This window comes from Flaviflexus massiliensis (assembly GCF_001375495.1).
GTDB lineage: Bacteria > Actinomycetota > Actinomycetes > Actinomycetales > Actinomycetaceae > Flaviflexus > Flaviflexus massiliensis.
The window spans coordinates 33,858-53,157 of record NZ_LN831058.1; the positions used below are offsets into that span (position 1 = coordinate 33,858).

Sequence of the window (19,300 nt, forward strand, 5' to 3'; positions counted from 1 at the left end):
CAGTTTGTCTGCGGGGTGGTTTTCTACGTCTCTTAGTTTCCTAGTAGTAGGAGGCGATGAGCCCCTGATCCGTCTCCAACACGTGGACGTCGGTCTTGAAGACCCGGGACAGGACCTCGGGGCGCATGATCTCTTCGGCCGTACCAAACTCGGTGACCAGCCCGTCGTTCATCGTACAAATGTAGTCCGCGTACTTGCCTGCAAAATTGATGTCGTGAATGACGATGACAATCGTCTTTCCTAGCTCGTCTGCGGCCTTGCGGAGCTGCTTCATCATCTGCACTGAATGCTGCATGTCCAGGTTGTTGAGCGGCTCGTCAAGGAGCACAAAGTCGGTATTTTGGGCGAGCACCATGGCGACGTAGGCGCGCTGGCGCTGACCGCCCGACAGCTGGTCAAGGAAACGGTTCTCCAGTCCGGTCAAGTTGAGGAAGTCGATGGCCTGGGAGATGTATTCCTCATCCTCTACCGTCAGTCTCCCCTGCGAGTAGGGGTAGCGCCCAAAACCAACGAGCTGACGTACGGTCAGCCTCGTAATGAAGTGGTTTTCCTGACGGAGAATCGAAAGCTTCTTGGCGATCTCCTTCGAAGAGCAAGTTGCGACATTCATGCCCGCCACCTCGATCGTCCCCTCATCAATATCGAGGAGACGGCCGATCATGGTGAGGATCGTGGACTTGCCTGCACCGTTGGGCCCAACGAGTGCGGTGATGCCACCGACGGGAAGATCGAGGGTGACGGGGCCGATTTGAACGTCCTCGCCGTACCTCTTCACTACGTCCTTGAGCCGAATCACAGGCGTCCCTTTCGCATGATGACAAAGAGGAAGACAACGCCACCAACGAGTTCGATGATGATGGTGACGGCACCTCCCGCGTAAAAAATATTTCGCAAAACGAAGTAGGCGGCTCCGAGCACGACGAAGGCGAGCAGGCTCGCAACTGGGAAGATCAACTTGTGATCGTAGGTATCGGTGAGCGAATAGGCGAGTGTCGCCACAAGGAAACCGAGGAAAGTCATGGGTCCAACGAGCGAGGTTGTCATGGCCATGAGGATCGACACGAGGAAAAGAACGATCATGACCTCGCGGCGATGATTAACACCGAGGTTGGTGCTTACATCCTTGCCGAGAGAAATGGTGTTGAGCTTGGGGGATTTCACCCACAGCAGTGCGGCCGTGACCAGGACGATGGGGATGACGATCGGGTACAGGTCCGAGTCAGCATTCGACAGGTTGCCGAAGAGCCGGGCTGTGAGGATATCGAATTCGTTCGGATCCATCATGCGTTGCATAAAGGTGGAAAGAGCTCCGAGGCCACCACCAACAACCACGCCGACGAGCAGCATGATATGCATGTTGCCGAACCGGCCCGATAGGAGCCAGCCGTAGAGCAGACAGGCAAGACCAACCATGAGAACAGCCTGCAGAAGGAACTGCCCGGCACCCATCACCATCGTCACGCCCGCGGCACCGAAGAAGAAAACTACACCGGTTTGGATGACCGTGTAGAGGGCTTCAAAGCCCATAATCGAGGGCGTGATGATGCGGTTGCCGGTCACGGTCTGGAATGCAACGGTCGCGAAAGCCTGGCAGATTGCCACGATCACCATGGCGATGAGAACATCGGCCCTCATGGAAGCAATCTTCCAGTAGCCGGCGCTACCGAATTCCATTCCATTATCCCACGAGAGAATAGCGAAGGCGATCGCGACGGCGAGGACAACGAGGGTGCCGACGATGACGCCGTAGCGAACCTTCTGCTTCCTACTCGTTAAAGGACCGGAGGAGGCACCTCGTTTGCAACACGCCTCGTCACGCTTCAGCGGCAGGCGGGGCCTACGACCGCCCTTCACCTTGCCTGTCAGCACCTGCCCACCGGAATTCTTCAGCTCGGGACTTTCCTTAGGTCCCTCGGATGGCGAGGAGTGAAGCAGATTCTGAGTATCTGGGTAGTCGTGGTGGACTGCGATCTCAACGAGGGGCTCCGAAAACGTTGCGCGGTCATTTTTAACAACGGGATGGTTGATAACACTAGCCATTTCGACGCTGCCTCACGAGTAGGAAAACAAAGACGACCGCCCCCAGCACGCCGAGGATGAGAGAGACGGGGACTTCCAAGGGCATGACAATCGTGCGACCGACGATGTCGCACAGGGTGACGATGCAGATGCCAACGATGCAAACCCAGGCCAGGTTGGATCGGAGATTGTCTCCCCGGAAGAGGGACACCATATTGGGAACGATGAGCCCAAGGAATGGTAGGGAACCGATGACGACCGTCACTACACCGGTGACTGCCGCGACGATGGTGATGCCGGTGAAGATCACGGCGTTGTAGTTGAGTCCCACATTCGTTGCCACGTCTTTTCCGAGACCCACCACCGTAAAACGGTCCGCGATAAAGAAGACGACGATGAGGAGGATGAAGACGATCCACAGGAGCTCGTAGCGGCCACGCACCACCGTGGTGAACGAGCCAGCGAACCAGATCCCAATGTTTTGTAGCATGTCCGTCTGCAGGGCGATGAACGTGGAGAACGCCCCCACAACCGCGCCGAGCATGATGCCGACTATGGGGACGATGAGGGAGGACTTGAGGGTAACGCGGCGCAGGAACATGAAGAATACGATCGTTCCCACGAACGCAAAGAGGATCGCGCCGATCATGCGAACAACGATCGGTGCGGAGGGGAAGGCAATCATCGTGAGCAGCAGGCCCAGGCCCGCCCACTCCGTTGTACCGACCGTGGTGGGTTCGACGAACCGGTTCTGAGTCATGAGCTGCATGACGAGGCCGGCGATGGACATGGCGGCCCCGGCCAGAACGAGAGCGATCGTGCGGGGAACCCGGGTGATGAAGAACATGTTCCAGCCATCGTCATGACCCGCAATGTCGTAGACACCAACGAAGAGGGAGAGCACAACGAGGCCGATCGTGACGACAATACCAACGACAAGTGGCCACTTGCGGTCAGCGCTAGTGGCCAGACCCCGCACCGCAGGCCGCTGCTCGTTGACGATATCCGTCTGGACGACTGTTGCCACGTATCTTCCTTTGATCTGGGTGTGGGGCGCTCCCCGGCATTGACCGGCGGAGCACCCCGACAGTGTTTACTGGTGCTGCACGTGACTATTCGGCTGAGAAGGCTTCTGCCAGCTGGTTGAACAGTTCCGTGTAGTGCTGAATATCTTCAGCGGTGTAGAAGTTCGGATCCAGGTAAATGATGTTCCCCTCCTTGACTGCGGTCACGTTGGCAAGAGCCTCGGACTCAGCAATCAGTTCCTCGGCGGACGAGAAGTTCTCCGTGCCAGCCCCAGCATCACGGTCCAGGACAATGATCCAGTCCGGGTTGGCCTCGGCAATTGCCTCAACGGAGATATCGTCACCCTGGTGGTTTGTTGAACCGTCGATTTCGAGCGCCGGAGTCAGGCCCAGAACATCGAAGACGGGGCCGATGGAGCGGCCGGTCGAGGGTGCCGAGTAGTTAATCGAGCCACCCGAGGTGATGAGACCGGCAACGGTCTGCTCTGGGTCGTAGGCTTCGGCAGCGGCCTCGATGGAGGCATCAAAGTCGGCGATCAGCTGTTCAGCTTCGGCCTGGTGTCCAAAAACCTCACCAAGCAGGGTCGTGAGGGCCTTGAGTTCCTCATCGATCGGCTTGTTCTCGATATCAATATTCGTGTCCACAAACGCAACATCATCGCCAACGAGATCGACAATATCTTCCCCGTACTGGGCAAAACGCTGGCCGTTGAGGATCAGGTCGGGCTCGGCCGTGATGAAGACTTCCATGTCCGGCTCACGGTGGTTACCCAGATTCTGAACATCGGAATTGTCGATGTACATCGACAGGTTATCTTCACCCGCGGGCATGAGATCAATCGGAGCTGCGGAGAGCTCGATACCCCAGTCGGCCAGGGTGCCAAAGATACGGTTGTCGGTTGCGATGATCGACTGCGGATCCTCAGGCAGGGAAACGGTGTTGCCGGCCATGTCCGTCACTTCAGAGGCGGGAGCGTCAGCGCCAGCTTCGTCGCCGTTCGAGCCCTCGGTCTCGGTGTCACCAGCGGTGGTCTCATCCGAATTATCGGTGGCGTCGTCGGTGTCGCTACCACATGCGGCCAGTGTGAGTGCGGCAACCGCCGCCATGGCGAATACTCCCGAACGACGGGTGCGGTGCAGAACTTTCATTCAAGATCCTTTAGTAAGCGCATGGGATTCCTCTCGAATCCCTATGAAGTTAGGCTAACCTAACTCATTTAGAGAATGCCACTGTTTCGTAATTCAAATTCCGCACCAACAAGCCAATAAAGACAAAGGTCCCAAGTGTCAATTTGTGCGAAATGGCCATTTGGTGCCGAAAAATCTGATATAGATTTCAAACGCTGGTGGCATTTGTCACGATATTTTGTCCCAATAATCAGATTGATTGGAGTTAATCCACAATCTGGATTTCTTAAATATTGAACGTTTTATCCCGATATTCCGGCCTTTTTCTCTTTTCCCACCTGATTGAATGGCATGGACGAAGGTCCCAGTTCCACAAACTGCTCGCTTCAAACTCCGACTCTTCTCAAAAATAGGTGGTGGCAGGCGAGAACATTTCATTCCAGCAACCACTATTCCAACCTTTAACTGTCACTGGCTGCGCAAATATGTCACCTGCGATGCAAACGTGAACTGCATTCAGTCGTGGAAGTTAATGACTAGGGTATATCCCTGATCGAAGAGGACCTCGGCGAGCTTGTCGGCTTCCTCATCGGGCACTGCCAGAATGATGGGCGTCTCAAGACTTGGCAGATCAGGGTGCCCTTCAAGATCATCTCCATCGCTCTCAATAACTGTGGTGTCGTTGAAGTGTCCGAGCTCCTCATCAGTGAACGGCTCCCCGGTGTTGATAACCGTTGCTCCGACATATCGTGCGAACTCTGCTTCCGCCCGATAGCCGCCTTTCGAATCCTCGCTTCCAAACGTGACGAGTCCGATGTCTTCAGCACCGAGCAGGACTGTGGCGGTGCGAGCTCCACACTGGAGCGGATACGATTCAGCACAAAAATCAGCTGGATCGACAATCTCAATAACGTCGCCAAACTGAATATCGACTTCTTCGTCGAACGCCCAAAAGACGGGATCTGGCGCGCTACTTCCCTCCAACTGACCTTCAGTCAGCCCAAGAACTTGGGTCGGGTTCAAACTGGGGTTGGCACTTACGATGAGGTACTGACCTTTCTGAAGCGATATTGGGGCCGGGTTGGTGATCACCGGCTCAGTTCTAGGATCGGCAGAATCGTCACCGGTTGTTGGATCGGCAGGATCACTAGGAGTTGTGAAATCACCCGTTCCAGTGCTGGTCATGGGATCATTTTTCGGCTCGGTGGCCGATCCTTCTGCTCCATCACTCGACGAGCAAGCAGCCAGGACCAATAGCAGTGCTACTCCCACGTACCTCATTGCCCCAATGTAGCGAGGCAACTTCGCTCCGTCTATGGTTCCGCGAGACCTCAGGTGGTGCAGCTGTCTCCTATCTACTACTCCCCTGCAATTTCCAGAGTTTTCGGGGCTCCTGCCCTACTTTCTCTCCTAGCTTTTCTTTACCTCGATGGTTAATCGTCTACTGTTCGTGCTGCACTTCAGCACATGACAGACTCTGCACTACCGAGTCATTGCCCGATGAGAAAGTTGGGTCTAGAACCAGCTTTGACTTACCGTGTAGATCCCAACGAGGGCAACAAGCACGGAGAAGATTCCAGACAGAGCCCGTGGTGGGAGTTTCCTGGAACAGACGGAACCAATCAGTCCACCAACAATGGATCCTCCAACAAACAGTCCCAGCATTCCAAAATCTACCCCGGGTTCGATCGGGAAGCGGCCGAGTATTCCCACGAGCGAGGCAATGACCATGATGAGGAGGGAAGTGCCAACGGCTTTTCTCATTCGGGTGTTCATAACCAGCACGAGCGCTGGCACCACCATGAATCCCCCGCCCACGCCAAAGAGGCCGGTCGCAAAACCGGTGATTGTCGCAACCACCACGAGAACAACCTTCTCCCCGGTGGTCATGGGTTCACCGTGCGCCTCGAGTGTTTCTTCTTCTCCGCGGAACGTTTGAAACGCAAAGAGCACGGCCACAAGCAGGAGGAAGATCGCGAAGATCCTGATAATGAGCAGTTCATCGATTAGGAGGGACAGTCGCGCACCGGCGAAGGAGCCAACTACGGACAGCCCCGCAAAAACCAATCCCTTCTTGACCTCAACGTTTCCCGCTCGGAGGTGGATGATGAGGGAGCCGGCCGACGTGAGGAGAACTCCTGCCAGTGACCCGAGCGCGGCCACGTGAGCCGACTGGTGGAGGAGGTACATGAGGGCGGGAACCGACAGGATCCCGCCACCAGCCCCGAGCAGGCCAACAACAATCCCGATCCCTAGACCAACAACGAGAGGAAGAATGACAGCGCCTTTCAGTCACGCAATTACCGCACGACAGTACCACTTGATACTAGACCCAACGGGGTTCGTGGTGAGGATCAGCAAAGACTAGGAACAGCTCACTTCCTCACAGCAACCGGCCTGATACAGCAACTCCCAAGTGCTCTCGAAAGGCTCTGGAATCTAGCTGGCGGTGCGAACGACCGTATTACCGTGCTCGCCACTTTCGACTTGCCTGTGTGCCTCCGCAATTTCCCCCATGTCAAATACATGCACTGGCAAACCAGATCCTTCACCGATGCTCAGGGCACCGTCCGCGAGTGTTTTCAAAACGACCCGCGCCTCGATCGACCTCAGTTCTTGTGAAAGATCGACAGTGCGAAGTCCCCGAATCTCAATGTTTCGGTACTGCAGTACTTTGAAGTTCATGAGGGCCTCGTCTCCGCCCTCCCGCCCATAGTGGGAGATGGTTGCCTGCGGTGCGGTCACCCGTAGATTCGATTCCATGTTGGCCCCGGGAGCAACATCGACGATCACATCCGCACCATCTGTCAGAGCATCGACAAGCTGCTGCTCATAATCAGATTGCCCTCGCGCCACCACGACATCAGCCCCCGCAGCTAGCAGTGCTTCTCTCTTGGATTCCTGTGCGGTCACAACCGTTCGAGCACCCGCCCATTTCGCCAGTTGACGGCAAAATGACCAACTGCACCGCCACCTCGAACAAGAGCTGTCTTCCCTTCATACGGCTTTTCTGCAAGGTCCACATCGCTACCAGAGAGACGGTTGAGTGCAAGGGCTGCCGTGATCGCGGGTATGCCGAGCGATGCGCCGAGCTCAAAATCAGCATTGTCGGGCAGGGAAGTAACTCGTTCTACTTGTACGTAGGCGATCTCGGCGGCAGTTCCCAGATCCGTGCCGACTCCCCACACCCACACCCGGTCACCGATTTTGAAGTTCTCGACTTTTGCTCCGATATCGATCACGGTGCCGGCCCCATCCGTATGCGGAACGATTCCGTCCGATGGGATCTCCCGGTTTTGCGCTCCCCCACGTAACACAATATCGAGAGGGTTAACGCCCGAGGCAGGGATTTGAACCACAACTTCCTGATCCGCCGGCTTCCTCACGGTCTTGGTGACGGTTCGGAGGACATCAACTCCACCAAAGGCCGTATAGGTAATAGCTTCAGACGTCTTAGCTGAACTCATCTTTGACTTCCTGTTTCACGTTTTCCAGGAATCGCCTATTCGGTGGCATCGTCACCACCCTGCATCGTTGTCCTGGAGGAACTTCATTCAGCCTAGCCCGCCTCATCGGCTCCGGCCGTTCTCTACGTTCGCCCTAAGCCCATTCAAACCAAACCGGTGAGGGAGACGGGTTCTGTATCAGAGTCCAGCATCTCCCGATGGAGCGTATTGCCGACCACCTGTCTCAACCACCCGCATCAGCCCGTCTCGGACCTCACCGAGGTAAAAGGAAAGGCCCCAGAACTTTGTTCTGGGGCCTTTGCCACTTGGTGGCGGGGGCAGGATTTGAACCTACGACCTCCGGGTTATGAGCCCGGCGAGCTACCGAACTGCTCCACCCCGCGGCGACTCATCTACTCTATGCCACATGCTCGAACAATCCAAAGCGGGAGCACCGTTAGACCCCTCACATGGCATGGATCACTGAAGCCGATAAAAGTTTTTCGGGTGAGTTGCTCTGGTCCCCTACCCCAGTTCGTGTCTCTAATTCTGATGATTCCATGGCTTGACCATGTGCTGTGAAAGCGTCCGATATTGAGTGAGCAGCCCGGTAGGAATGGGGGGGCATAGGGCGGTTCCGGTGGGAATGAGTGGGCTTGAGAATGGGGAGGGCATCTATTGATGCCCTCCCCATGACCTCAGGAATTAGTCCTGGGGTTTAGTTTTCTCCGTCGAGTTCCTGCTGTGCGTCGACTGCGCGTTGCAGGGCTTCGTTGAGCTTGTCCTGGGCTTCGCCGTAGGCCGCCCAGTCACCATCGGTCATCGCCTGCTGGGATTCTTCCATCGCGGACTGTGCGTCGGAGAGAGCGATGTCGAGGCGTTCCTGAGGCGAACCAACAACGGGTGCTCCGCCGGTCGGATCCTCGGAGGGTTCCTCGGTGGGTTCGTCGGTTGGCTGCTCGGTCGGCTCATCTGTTGCGCCTTCCTTCGCCTCCTCGGCTAGTGCCTCTCTCTCGTCTGAATCCACGTTCGAGTCGCCTGCTTCGGCTCCCGAGTCACCCTCGAAGACTTGGTCGAGTGCTTCATCGAGGGTGGGAGCGAATCCGACCTGGTCACCGAAGGCAACGAGGACGTACTGGAGCAGCGGGTAGGACGTACCTTGCGATGCTTGGACGTAGACGGGCTGGACGTAGAGCAGACCGTCACCCATGGGCAGGGTCAGGAGGTTACCGGAACGAACGGTGGAGCCACCTTGACGGAGCAGGTTAAGTTCCCTCGACACGTCGGCGTTGGCGTTGAAGTTGTTCTGGACCTGGCCGGGGCCCGGCACCGTGAGGTCACGGGGTAGCTCGAGGAGCCTCAGCTGACCGTAGTCATCGTCCTTCACTCCCATTTCAGATCCGGCGTCGGCATTGACCGCGAGGAAGCCCGTGAGGACGTTCCTGTCGGTGTTACCACCGGGGATAAAGGAGGTGGATAGGGAGAAGGTCGCTTCGTCCGTGCCCGGCATCTGCAGCGTCTGGTAGTACGGGGGCTGCGCCGTTGTGGTCGCGCCCTCACCCACGGTCGGGTCCGGGGGAATATTCCAGAAGTCACCACCGGAGTAGAACGAGGCAGCATCGGTCACGTGGTAGCGCGTGAGGAGCTGACGCTGCACCTTGAAGAGATCTTCGGGGTAGCGAACGTGGCTCATGAGGTCACCGGACATCTCGTCCATGCTCGTCAGCTGACCCGGGAAGATCTTGTCCCATGCCTTGAGGATCGGGTCCTCTTCATCCCACTGGTAGAGGGTGACGGATCCGTCGTATGCGTTGACGACTGCCTTGACCGAGTTGCGAATGTAGTTCACTTCCTCGGGAATGTAGCCAACAATCTGGCTGTTCGGGTCAGTCGTGGTCGTCGCATCCTCGAGGGATTCACGGGCCGAGTACGGGTACTGGTTCGTGGTCGTGTAGCCATCGATGATCCACACGAGATCCTTTGGGGTGTCCTCGTCCCCATCCATATCCACGACCGCAGGGTAGGCCTTCGAGTCGAGAGTGAGGTAGGGAGCGACCTTCTCCACGCGGGTGTGGGGATCACGGTCGTACAGGATCTGCGAGTTCTCGTTCACGCGGTCGGAGAAGAAGATCTCCTGGTCGCGGAACTTCGTGGCGAACATGATCTTGTTCCAGAGATTGCCGATGTTGGGGCCACCATCACCCTCAAAGGTGTTGTTGACCTGTCCGTTGGGGGCATCGTCGTTCGGGTAGTCAAGCTCCCACGGGTCGGAACCTTCCGGTGCACCAACGATCGAGTAGTCGGGGAGGTTCTGTCCGAAGTAGACACGGGGCTCGTAGTCTCCGAGCTCGCCGACGGAGGGAATACCTTGCTCGAAGAAGGCCGGACGACCATCATTCTGCGCAGTATTGCCGTAGGCAGCAACAACGCCGTAGCCGTGGGTGAAGACCGTGTGGTCGTTAACCCACGTACGCTGATCGTCACCCAGACCATCGAGGTTGAGTTCACGAACCGCGATCACGGTGTCACGCATCTCCCCCTCGATCGTGTACTTGTCGACAGCCAGTTGCTGGGCGAAGCCGTAGTATTGACGGTTCTGCTGCAGCTGGTTGAACGTGGGTGAGACGATGTTCGGGTCAACGAGACGGATCTGCGCAGTCGACTGCGAGTCCTTCCTCAGCTGACCCGCCGTTGCCTCGGTCTCAGCGTTGTAGGTTCGAATGTCGATATCTTCAAGGCCGTAGGCCTTGAGCGTGGCATCAATGTTGCGCTGAATGTAGGGCGATTCAAGTTCGACCGCGTTCGGTTGCACCTGGAACTGCTGCACGAGTGCCGGGTAGGCGGTGCCCACCACGATCTGCGCGACAATGGCGACGGCAATACCCGTGACCGCGATCCGCACCGCACCGCGGACGGCAACGTAAACGAAGATGCCGGCGATGATGACGCAGATGCCGGCCATGATCTCCCTGGCGGGAAGCGATGCCTGGACCTCGGTGAAGGACGCACCCGCGTAGCGCGCGTTTTCGCTGACGAGAAGCTCGTACCTGGAAAGCCAGAAGTAGGCGGCCGCCGTGAGCGACGAGATCGCACCAAGCACTGCCAGATGGATACGTGCCTTCTTCGAGAAGTACATGGGCTTCTGCGTCGGGTCAATCCCGCCATACAAGTAGTGCATGACGAGGGCCACGATCCAGGATGCGATGAGCAGCCTGACGATGAAGGACAGGATGAGGGACAGCATCGGGAGGGTAAAAACAAAGAACCCAATGTCGATGCCGAACTGGGGGTCGACTTCGTTAAAGGGCTCTCGGTTAATGAACAGGAGGATGGTGCGCCACTGGCTACCCGTCCCCGCAGCAAACATGAGGCCGAACAGGAGCGGCAGTCCGTAGAAGGCGGCCTTGCGATACTTGCTGATCCCGTCCCTGTAGGGGTCCAGGTTGCGGTTGCGAATCGCACCCGGCTCCGGAATCCCATCGGCCGGATAGGCCAGTTTCATGTTGAGCCAAATAACGACGGCGAGAATGAGAACGGCAACGGTTCCCACGCCAATCTGGGCACCCCATTGGGTCCAGAAGACGCGCACGGCCTCAAGCTGGTCGTACCAGAGGACATCCGTCCACACGTTCGACACGATGACGAACAGGAAGAGGAGGGCGGCAAGAATAACGACGGTAGGAATGAACGCCCCGCCGGCTCCGCCACCCGCCGTGGCTCCGGGCCGTTGCCCCGAGCCTCCGCCCGGACTCCACGGGCGCTCGTTTGAAGAAGAAGTGGTCACAGGTTTCTCCATGATTTGGAAAATGTACCCTCTAACCGTATCGCACCATTCTGGGAGCGTGACAGGTGCTTCTTCCGTTCTATGTCACGTTGACTTTCACCCGTATGACACCATTAACCCATGGAGTTGAACCCTAAGGTTGCCGCGCTGAAAGATGCCGTCACAGATATTGAAAAGTTCGTCGCCTCGGATGGTTGGGATGCACCAATCAGGATCTTTGCCATCATTAAGGCCGTTCCCGCACTTGAAAAGGCGCCGCAACTCGCGGAAGAACTTCCCGCCGATGTCGCACTGAACGCGATTACCGATCCGCACACTTTGTTCTCGGTCGAACAGGAAGGGCTCCCCGAGGCCTCCACCCTCGAAGAACTTCTCGCTCAATTGGCGTGGCCCGACGAGGTTGATGGGGCCGCAATTGTGGCAGAACGCATCATCGTTCCCCCGTCAGCTGAAAAAGATTTGCCTAAAGACCCGAAACTTGCCCTCATTGCCCTGTCCGAGCATCCCGAGAAGGAAGATGTTCGCATGGCCGTGGGCTACATGCGCGAGGGAGAAACCTGGTGTGCGATCCGCACGCGCACGCATGACAGCGACGATTCCGTGGTAGGCAGCCCTGACGCGGTGCCCGGCCTCATCTCGGCACTCAAGGCAACCTTCGACTAGGGAAAACTTGTGTCCAGGCTCCGCGAAGTTCCTTGCAACTTCGCGGAGCTACCAGGAAAGCGAAGCTATAAATAACTATGTGGAGATAAGGGGAACTTAGGGGGCTTCGCAGGTCGGCAGGTCTGCCGTATCCCCGCTCTTGATCGCTTCGAGTGCTTCGAGGGAGTCATCGAGGTTATCGACGGCAATGATTTGCATGCCGTCAATCTCGTGGGCGATCACCTCATCGCAGTTCTCGATCGGTGCCAGGAAGTATTCGGCCCCCGCGTCCTTCGCGCCAACGAGCTTGTAACGGATGCCCCCAATCGGGCCAATATCGCCCCGAGCATCCACCGTCCCTGTCCCAGCAATGACATTATCGCCGCCCACAGAACCCTCGGTTAGCTGATCGTAGATCTCGAGGGCAAACATTTGTCCTGCACTCGGCCCACCGATGTCGTGGAGGCGGATATCGGCGCTCGGCGATCCTTCTTCCACCTCCGTGGATACGAGAACTCCGAGGAGCGAACCCTCACTATCATCGTCAGGTTCGGAGGTCGTCACCTGCTCGGAATGCTCGGTCCCGTTGCGTTCAACGGTGACCGTCAGTTCCGTTCCCGGCTCGACGGTTGCCAAGTACTCCCTTAGCTCGGAGAAGTTCACGGGACTGAACGGGTCTTCACCGGGTGCCTGAAGAGAGAGCAGGATATCGCCCTCGCGGAGCTTCCCCTCGGCATCCGACCCCTCGGACATGCCCTCAATTATTGTCGTGGTCGGGATGTCAATGCCGGCCAGTGAATAACCTGCAAGGACCGCGTTGACCTGGGATTCGGCCATCATGGCCGCGCTCGCGGCACGCACGTCCTCGTTCGTGTCCTCGGCCGTGTAGAGCAGGCGGACGGGGATCAGATCCTTGTTGCTATCGAGAAGAGCCTCTACAGCAGCGGCTCCTCGCACGGACGCATCCGGGTTACCAAAGGTGGAGACGGTCGTGAGGTGAAGATCGGTATCGGATGGGAAGGTTTCCGCATCGGTGTTCGTCAGTTCAATAACCTGCTGGCCTTCGATCTCCACGACCGATAGCGCGGGCCCGGGGGCCTGATAAAGATAGGTGGTGGGCATGAAAGCCTGCCAGGTGAGGAGCGCACCAAAACCAATGGCCACGACCCCTCCGAGAAGAACTCGCGGCGGGGTGGGCTGGAAATTGTCGTCCCGATACCTCACCGTCCAATGATGCACCGGGGCGGGGTCACTATTGCAAACCGGGCAGGTGTTTCGCCCATAGCACGGATACTGGTATTCGGGACCTCCGCTCCACTAGCCTGGACATCAAAGTAACGGAGGAGCTAATCGTGAGCAATGACCCCCATCCCCACGGTGATGACTGGAAAGACATGTTGCGTGCAGTCCTGGGCGACCAGGCTGCCGATGAAGTCATCGCCTCCATGGAAGCCCAGGGACTCGATCCAGCTAACTTCGCTCGCATGAATGCTTCGGGGGCGGACATGTCCGTCCTCATGAGCCAGCTGCGGACCATGATGTCCGGTACCCCCGGCGGCCCCGTCAACTGGCAGATCGCCGAACAGGTCGCGAAAGACTCCATCACCCGTGAAGGCGTCGACACGCTGACGAAGGGTGAGGTGGAAAAGGTTAAGCAGGACCTGCAGCTCGCCAACATGTGGCTCAACCAGGCAACGGCTCTCGACCCGTCCTACGGACCGGAGCAGGCATGGACAAGGCTGGACTGGATCGCTCACGCACAGTCAACGTTCCGCCGCATGACAGAACCGGTTGCCGCGAACCTCACGGCCGCATTCACGCGCGCCCTCGAGGAGCAGATGGAGCACATGCCGGAGGAAATGAAAGCGATGATGGGTGGCCAGGCCTCCACCTTCATCAGCCACATGATGTCCTCCATGACCGGCATGCAGTTCGGTGCCGCGCTCGGCGAGCTCGCCAAGCAGTCCTTCGGTTCCACCGATACGGGCCTGCCCTTCGTCGAAGGTCACACAACCGCACTCGTTCCATCCAACGTTGCGGAGTTCGCGGAGGGACTGGAGATCTCCCCCGAAGAGGTTTCCCTCTACGTGGCGGTACGGGAGCACGCTCATGCTCGCCTGTTTGCCTCATCATCGTGGCTACGCGCATACCTCCTCGACACGATCGAGGCGTGGGCGCGCGACATCAACATCGACATGAGTGCTGTTGATGAGCAACTGCGAAGCATCGACATGTCCAATCCGCAGGCAGTTCCCGAAATCGATCTGACCGACGTGTTCAGCCCCGCCCCAACCGAGTCACAGCAGGCTGTTCTCACCCAGCTGGAGACAATCCTTGCTCTCATCGAGGGCTGGGTCAGCGAGGTCACCGACATTGCAACGGCCGGCACTCTCCCGGGAGCGGATGCGTTGCGTGAAATGTTTACGCGACGCCGCGCCACGGGCGGCCCCGCCGAGGTGACGTTCGGAAGCCTTGTAGGACTTGAACTCCGTCCCAAGAGGGTCCGTGAAGCGGCCCAGTTCTGGAAGGTTGCCCTCGAGAAGGGTGACCTTGAGTCCCGCGATCACCTGTGGTCCCATCCGGACCTGCTCCCCGACAGTGACGATCTGGATAATCCGGATGCGTTCTTCTCCGATCAGGAAACCGATCTGGAATCTGAGATCGACAATCTGCTCGCGGGTATCTTTGCCGATGAGGAAGCGGGCGAGGACCCCTCGGGTCCGGAAGAGCCGCTTCCTCCCACAAACTAAGCCGCGGATCACGAGGGAGGGAACACCTACCCCTTCAATCAATCTCGGTACACAAACCAAGCTGATCCCCCTGCCTGTGGAAACTCGGGCAGGGGGATCAGCTTATCCGGCTAGGCTGTCCGCATGTATCTTCCGGATGGTCTTGGTGTGTATTGGCGCGATCATGACAGTGTTCAGGTGGGTTTACATCCTGAGCGCAGTGCTATCTTTGATGGTCTCTATCCGCGCGAGATCTCCCTCTTTAACCTTTTGCGGAACCCGTGCACTCCCGAAGACGTCTCCCATTGGGCTTCTTCCCATCAGGTTGATCGGGAACGTGCCACCAAGATTTGGGACCAGGTCGAAGAATCCGGACTAGCGGTACAGAACACCCTGCCGGGGAACATGGCGAGAACGGAGTTCTTGGCGCTCGCGAGGGCCGGTTCCGTCTTTCCCGAACGTGCCTCCCGCACCGGCATTGAAATCCACGGCACTGGAGTCATCGGGATTCTCCTCGCCCTTGCCCTCAATAATTACGGGTTCGCCAGCATCCATTTTTCGGATTCAAAACCCGTGACCGAAGCCCAGTCGCGATGGCTGGGAACAGCTGCCTTTGGGCAACCGACCGAGCAGGTGGTGAGGCCACTCCTCCTCCCGCCACGCAAGAAACCCGAACGCACCTTCGTCGTTTCGGTGACGAGCAGGGTCTTTCCCCGGCACATTGCGCGCGTGGCGCTGGCTAATGATGTGGGGTATTTGCCTGTTGTGGTGGCAGAAGCTGATGTTCAGGTCGGGCCATTCGTCACGGACTCTCCCTGCATTGAATGCGTAGAACTATCCCGTAGGGATCGTGACGAGAAGTGGCCGCTACTTGTCAATCAGGGAGAGCGTCTCCCGGTCGTGGAAACGGATATTGCGAGCGCCTTCCAGGCGGCCTCCTGGGTGGTGGGGGAAATACTGCACACCCTGGCGTATCCGAGCATGTTGCCGCGCCTGCATTCGAGCGTGCTTCACATCCCTCCCCCGCCAGCATGGCCAACCATTGAAAACCTCAGCCCACATCAGGAGTGCGGCTGCAACGACCTGTAATCGTCCCGTAAGCGAATTCATCCAAATGCGATGCATGAAAGTGACGGGACTTCGCTCTTCTCTAGTTCCTACCTCGTGGCATCGATGACCTGAAGGATTGCGGCGCCGTAGTTGTCGAGCTTCGTCATCCCGATCCCCTTCACCTTGCCGAGTTCGTGGATGGTTGCGGGCTTGGCGGAGGCAATATTCATGAGCACCGTGTCAACAAGGATGAGATAGGCAGGCTTGCGTTCTTCGGCTGCCTGTACCTTCCGCCAAGCTTTCAAATTGTTCAGAAGCTCAACATCGTTCGGATGGTTGAGTTCAAACTCGAGGGCCGCTTCCTTTGTTCGTCTCCGCGTCTGGGTAGCTCGGGAAACCTTGGCGGTTTCGGGCCAGATGCCGTCAAGGAACCTGGTGCGCTTGCGGTTGCCGCGGCCGCTGTTGGAGCGTGACCTCGCGTAGCTCACGTACAGGTGTTCGCGGGCACGGGTGATGCCGACGTAAAGGAGGCGCCGCTCCTCGTCGATGGCCTGCGGTGTTTCTGCGAGCGAGATCGGCATGAGTCCCTCGCTCATACCGGCCAGGAAGACAGCATCCCATTCTAGGCCCTTCGCCGCGTGCATCGTCGAAATCGTCACACCCTCAACGGTCGGGGCATTCTGGTGGGAGGCTCGCTCTTCCAGCTCTGCCACAAATCCCGCCAGGTCGGCACCCCGGCTTTCGTGGATGTCATCGGCGAGGATGACAAGGGCGTTGAGCGCTTCCCAGCGCTCCCGCTGAGCACCTGCGACCTTTGGGGCGTTCGTTTCCCAGCCGAGCCGGCGCACAACTTCGCGGACGATCTCGGGCATGGACTGTTCGGCCCCGCTCCGTGCGAAAGACCGCATCATGACCATGGCCTCACGGATCTCTTTTCGCGAGAAGTAGCGTTCGCCTCCCCGGATCGTGAATCCAATCCCCGCATCAGCCAGTGCCGTCTCAAAAGCTTGGGACTGGGAGTTCGTGCGGAGCAGAATGGCGATCTCTGATAGGAGCACGCCGCGACGCTGAAGATCAATGATGCGCTTCGCAATATCCTTAGCCTCCGCATCATCATCCTCGTAGTCCCGGTAGTCAACTGCCGGACCCGAGGGCCGCTGGGCAACGAGCTTGACCGCGCCCTGGAGGCGTCCGGGTGCGATGACCCGGTTGGCAGCATCAACAATCTGGGGTGTGGATCGGTAGTCCCGCACCAGCTCAACTTCGCTTGCTTCCTTGAAGCGCTTCCGGAAGTCTCTCAGGTAGCTCGGGGTAGCCCCGGTGAAGGAGTAGATCGTCTGGGACACGTCGCCCACCACGCACAGGTCCCGCCTCTCCCCCAACCAGTGGTCGAGAAGTCGCTGCTGAAGGGGTGACACGTCCTGGTATTCGTCGACGACAAAGTGACGGTACTGGTGGCGGATCTGGCGAGCAATATCGTCCCGCTCAACCATGATCCCGATGAGGATGAGAAGAATATCCTCGAAGTCGATGACGCCCCTGGCCGACTTGGCTTCCTCATAGGCGGCAATGAGCCTGCCGACCGTTTCGAGAGTCTGCCCGGCCACGCCGTCGCGCCCGGTCTTCCTGGCCTTCTCGACGTAGCGCTCCTGGCCGGTGAGCGTCACCTTGGACCATTCGATCTCGGCTGCGAGGTCACGAACGCTCGCCCGGTCAACACCAATACCGAGCTGTCCGGCAGCTTGCGAGATGAGTCCAATCTTCGATTCTTGGATTTGGGGCATCGGACCACCGACGGCGTGCGGCCAAAAGTACGACAGCTGACGAAGGGCCGCAGCGTGAAAGGTTTGTGCTTGCACCCCGTGCGCACCGAGGTCTCGCAGGCGCGACCGCATCTCTCCCGCCGCGCGGGACGTGAAAGTGACGGCAAGGACATTGCTGGGATGGTAGGCGCCAACGAGCACGCCGTGCGCGATCCGATAGGTGATGGCTCGGGTCTTGCCCGTGCCTGCACCTGCCCTCACAACCAGGGGGCCCTTGAGTGTTTCAGCCACCTGGCGTTGATCCGGGTCCAGGGCCGACAGCAGTTCTTCCTTGTCCATTCATTCCTCCCAAACCAGTCTGTCATGGCACCCGGACACGACTGAACCCAGCCTGCGGCCGTGTGCCCCACACCTGCTGTGGATATCGGAACGCACACTTCACAGACTCGCGTTGTCCACAAGCACTGCAAGAGCGCAGCCATCGCACGCACACGAGACTGTCTAGCAACCAGAGGTGGCTCAGGGGCAGCGCGTGGTTCAGGGAAAGAACCGGAACCCAGAACGGGAAGTTCAGGCGCTTCCTTACGGCCCGTGAAGCAGTGTAGTTGCTGAATCGTTCGTTCAGGATTCGCTGAGCGGGAGTGGCCCGCCATACCAGTCCTCGATGAGGTAACGAGCAACCGACGAGGACATGGGGACGGTGAGATTGCCGGCTGCGATTTCGTCTTTAAACTCTTCGCGAGTGAAAAATCGTGCCCGGGTGATTTCTTCACCGTCGACATTGACGTCGCTCGTAGACGTCCATGCCCTAAACGAGGCCATGAGGCTCCGCGGGAACGGCCATGGCTGCGAACCGAAGTATTCAACGCGGTCGATAACAACGCCGGCCTCTTCCATCGATTCCCGCTCCACCGCGTGCTCGAGGGATTCCCCCGCCTCGACAAAGCCAGCCAGGCACGAGTATCTCGTGGGTTCCCAGTTGGATGCGTGGCCCAGAAGCAACCTGTCGTGCTGGTCGCGGATCGCCATGATCACGCTCGGGTCGGTGCGCGGGTAGCTAATGAGCTTGCAGTCGCTGCACACACCTTCCCAGCCGGCTGCCTGCGCGGCGATGATGCCGCCGCAGGCCTGGCAGTGCTTGCGATCATCACGCCAGGCTCCGAGGGCTGTCGCGGTTGTGGCGAGTCCCGATTCGAGTCCGCTTAATTGGTGTCCAATCTTTCGTAGCGACACGAACGGGTGGCGGTGAAGAGCGGTGAGCCTGCGGTCCCCGTAGGGTATTCCTTCCGGATCGAGCTCAAAACTGGTGGTGACAAGGTGGAGGGCGGCCCACAGAGTATCCTCGGTCTTCCCCAGGTAGGACAGGTGGTCCCAGGTCAAGAGTTCGTCGGGCACGTCATTCTTCATCACCGTGATGAGCCCCGTGTCGGTGGCTGCGATCTGCCCTTCTCGTACGAGAAGGATAGTGAATTCTTCATCGAGCAGGGACGGATCCGTACGTCGCACCGCATCGGTATCGTGCTCAATTCTGGACAGGGGGAGTGCCGTGCTCATGTCCTCATTCTGTCACGAACCGGCTCGAAGCAAAGCTGTCGCTTAAGAATATGGCAGGGCATTCTCCCCGTAATTCCCAGCGATGACTTAGCAAGGACGTTTCCCAGGTTGAGTTGGCAAAGAAGATAGAGAAATCACGGAGCGACAAAGCGTCACTCCG

At 58.2% G+C, this 19,300-nt stretch carries 15 protein-coding genes and 1 tRNA gene; 3 read left to right on the forward strand and 13 right to left on the reverse strand.

Annotated features, from left to right (window positions below; all coding sequences use genetic code 11):
* Positions 1-40 precede the first annotated feature (40 nt).
* From BN1241_RS04080 to BN1241_RS04125, 10 genes are all read right to left on the reverse strand, one after another.
* The gene (locus BN1241_RS04080) at positions 41-796 is read right to left on the reverse strand and encodes an iron ABC transporter ATP-binding protein (RefSeq protein ID WP_054952445.1); all 756 of its coding nucleotides are present in this window, start codon (positions 794-796) and stop codon (positions 41-43) included.
* Complete coding sequence (locus BN1241_RS04085) at positions 793-2,040, reverse strand: iron chelate uptake ABC transporter family permease subunit (RefSeq protein ID WP_082418203.1); 1,248 nt, start codon at positions 2,038-2,040, stop codon at positions 793-795. The genes BN1241_RS04080 and BN1241_RS04085 overlap by 4 nt, the downstream gene beginning before the upstream one ends.
* Positions 2,033-3,046 carry an ABC transporter permease gene (locus BN1241_RS04090; protein ID WP_315968840.1) on the reverse strand — a complete coding sequence of 338 codons (1,014 nt, stop codon included), beginning with the start codon at positions 3,044-3,046 and terminating at the stop codon, positions 2,033-2,035. The genes BN1241_RS04085 and BN1241_RS04090 overlap by 8 nt, the downstream gene beginning before the upstream one ends.
* 85 nt (positions 3,047-3,131) lie before the next feature.
* Complete coding sequence (locus BN1241_RS04095; protein ID WP_054952446.1) at positions 3,132-4,193, reverse strand: siderophore ABC transporter substrate-binding protein; 1,062 nt, start codon at positions 4,191-4,193, stop codon at positions 3,132-3,134.
* A gap of 495 nt (positions 4,194-4,688) precedes the next feature.
* Complete coding sequence (locus BN1241_RS04100) at positions 4,689-5,357, reverse strand: hypothetical protein (protein WP_054952447.1); 669 nt, start codon at positions 5,355-5,357, stop codon at positions 4,689-4,691.
* Between the two features lie 330 nt (positions 5,358-5,687).
* Positions 5,688-6,464 (reverse strand): sulfite exporter TauE/SafE family protein, encoded by a 777-nt coding sequence (locus BN1241_RS04105; RefSeq protein ID WP_077138275.1) that lies wholly within the window; start codon positions 6,462-6,464, stop codon positions 5,688-5,690.
* Between the two features lie 147 nt (positions 6,465-6,611).
* Positions 6,612-7,085: a zinc-binding dehydrogenase gene (locus BN1241_RS04110; protein ID WP_054952449.1), complete on the reverse strand. Its 474-nt coding sequence runs from the start codon at positions 7,083-7,085 to the stop codon at positions 6,612-6,614.
* Entirely contained in the window at positions 7,082-7,639 is a 558-nt protein-coding gene (locus BN1241_RS04115; RefSeq protein WP_054952450.1) for an alcohol dehydrogenase catalytic domain-containing protein, read from the reverse strand. Before BN1241_RS04115 ends, BN1241_RS04110 begins: the two co-directional genes overlap by 4 nt.
* A 306-nt stretch (positions 7,640-7,945) precedes the next feature.
* A tRNA-Met gene (locus BN1241_RS04120) sits at positions 7,946-8,022 on the reverse strand.
* A 314-nt stretch (positions 8,023-8,336) separates the two neighbouring features.
* Positions 8,337-11,402, reverse strand: coding sequence for a UPF0182 family membrane protein (locus BN1241_RS04125; RefSeq protein ID WP_230198261.1), 3,066 nt, complete (start codon positions 11,400-11,402; stop codon positions 8,337-8,339).
* Positions 11,403-11,522: 120 nt separating this feature from the next.
* Here BN1241_RS04125 and BN1241_RS04130 point away from each other — a divergent pair, with 120 nt between their 5' ends.
* Positions 11,523-12,065, forward strand: coding sequence for a PPA1309 family protein (locus tag BN1241_RS04130; RefSeq protein WP_054952451.1), 543 nt, complete (start codon positions 11,523-11,525; stop codon positions 12,063-12,065).
* Positions 12,066-12,161: 96 nt separating this feature from the next.
* On the opposite strand, the gene BN1241_RS04135 is transcribed toward BN1241_RS04130, so the two are convergent.
* A complete protein-coding gene (locus tag BN1241_RS04135) occupies positions 12,162-13,208 on the reverse strand; it encodes a YlbL family protein (RefSeq protein ID WP_054952452.1) in 1,047 nt (348 codons plus the stop codon).
* 188 nt (positions 13,209-13,396) lie between these two features.
* Here BN1241_RS04135 and BN1241_RS04140 point away from each other — a divergent pair, with 188 nt between their 5' ends.
* Together BN1241_RS04140 and BN1241_RS04145 are read left to right on the forward strand one after the other, a co-directional pair.
* Positions 13,397-14,794: a zinc-dependent metalloprotease gene (locus BN1241_RS04140; RefSeq protein ID WP_054952453.1), complete on the forward strand. Its 1,398-nt coding sequence runs from the start codon at positions 13,397-13,399 to the stop codon at positions 14,792-14,794.
* A gap of 123 nt (positions 14,795-14,917) precedes the next feature.
* Positions 14,918-15,862, forward strand: coding sequence for a hypothetical protein (locus BN1241_RS04145; protein WP_054952454.1), 945 nt, complete (start codon positions 14,918-14,920; stop codon positions 15,860-15,862).
* Between the two features lie 68 nt (positions 15,863-15,930).
* Here the strand turns inward: BN1241_RS04145 and BN1241_RS04150 are convergent, their stop codons facing one another.
* Both BN1241_RS04150 and nudC read right to left on the reverse strand, forming a co-directional pair.
* Positions 15,931-17,925, reverse strand: a complete 1,995-nt coding sequence (locus BN1241_RS04150; protein ID WP_054952455.1) for an ATP-dependent DNA helicase UvrD2 — start codon at positions 17,923-17,925, stop codon at positions 15,931-15,933.
* A 282-nt stretch (positions 17,926-18,207) separates the two neighbouring features.
* Positions 18,208-19,140 (reverse strand): NAD(+) diphosphatase, encoded by a 933-nt coding sequence (gene nudC, locus BN1241_RS04155; protein WP_054952456.1) that lies wholly within the window; start codon positions 19,138-19,140, stop codon positions 18,208-18,210.
* Positions 19,141-19,300 lie beyond the last annotated feature (160 nt).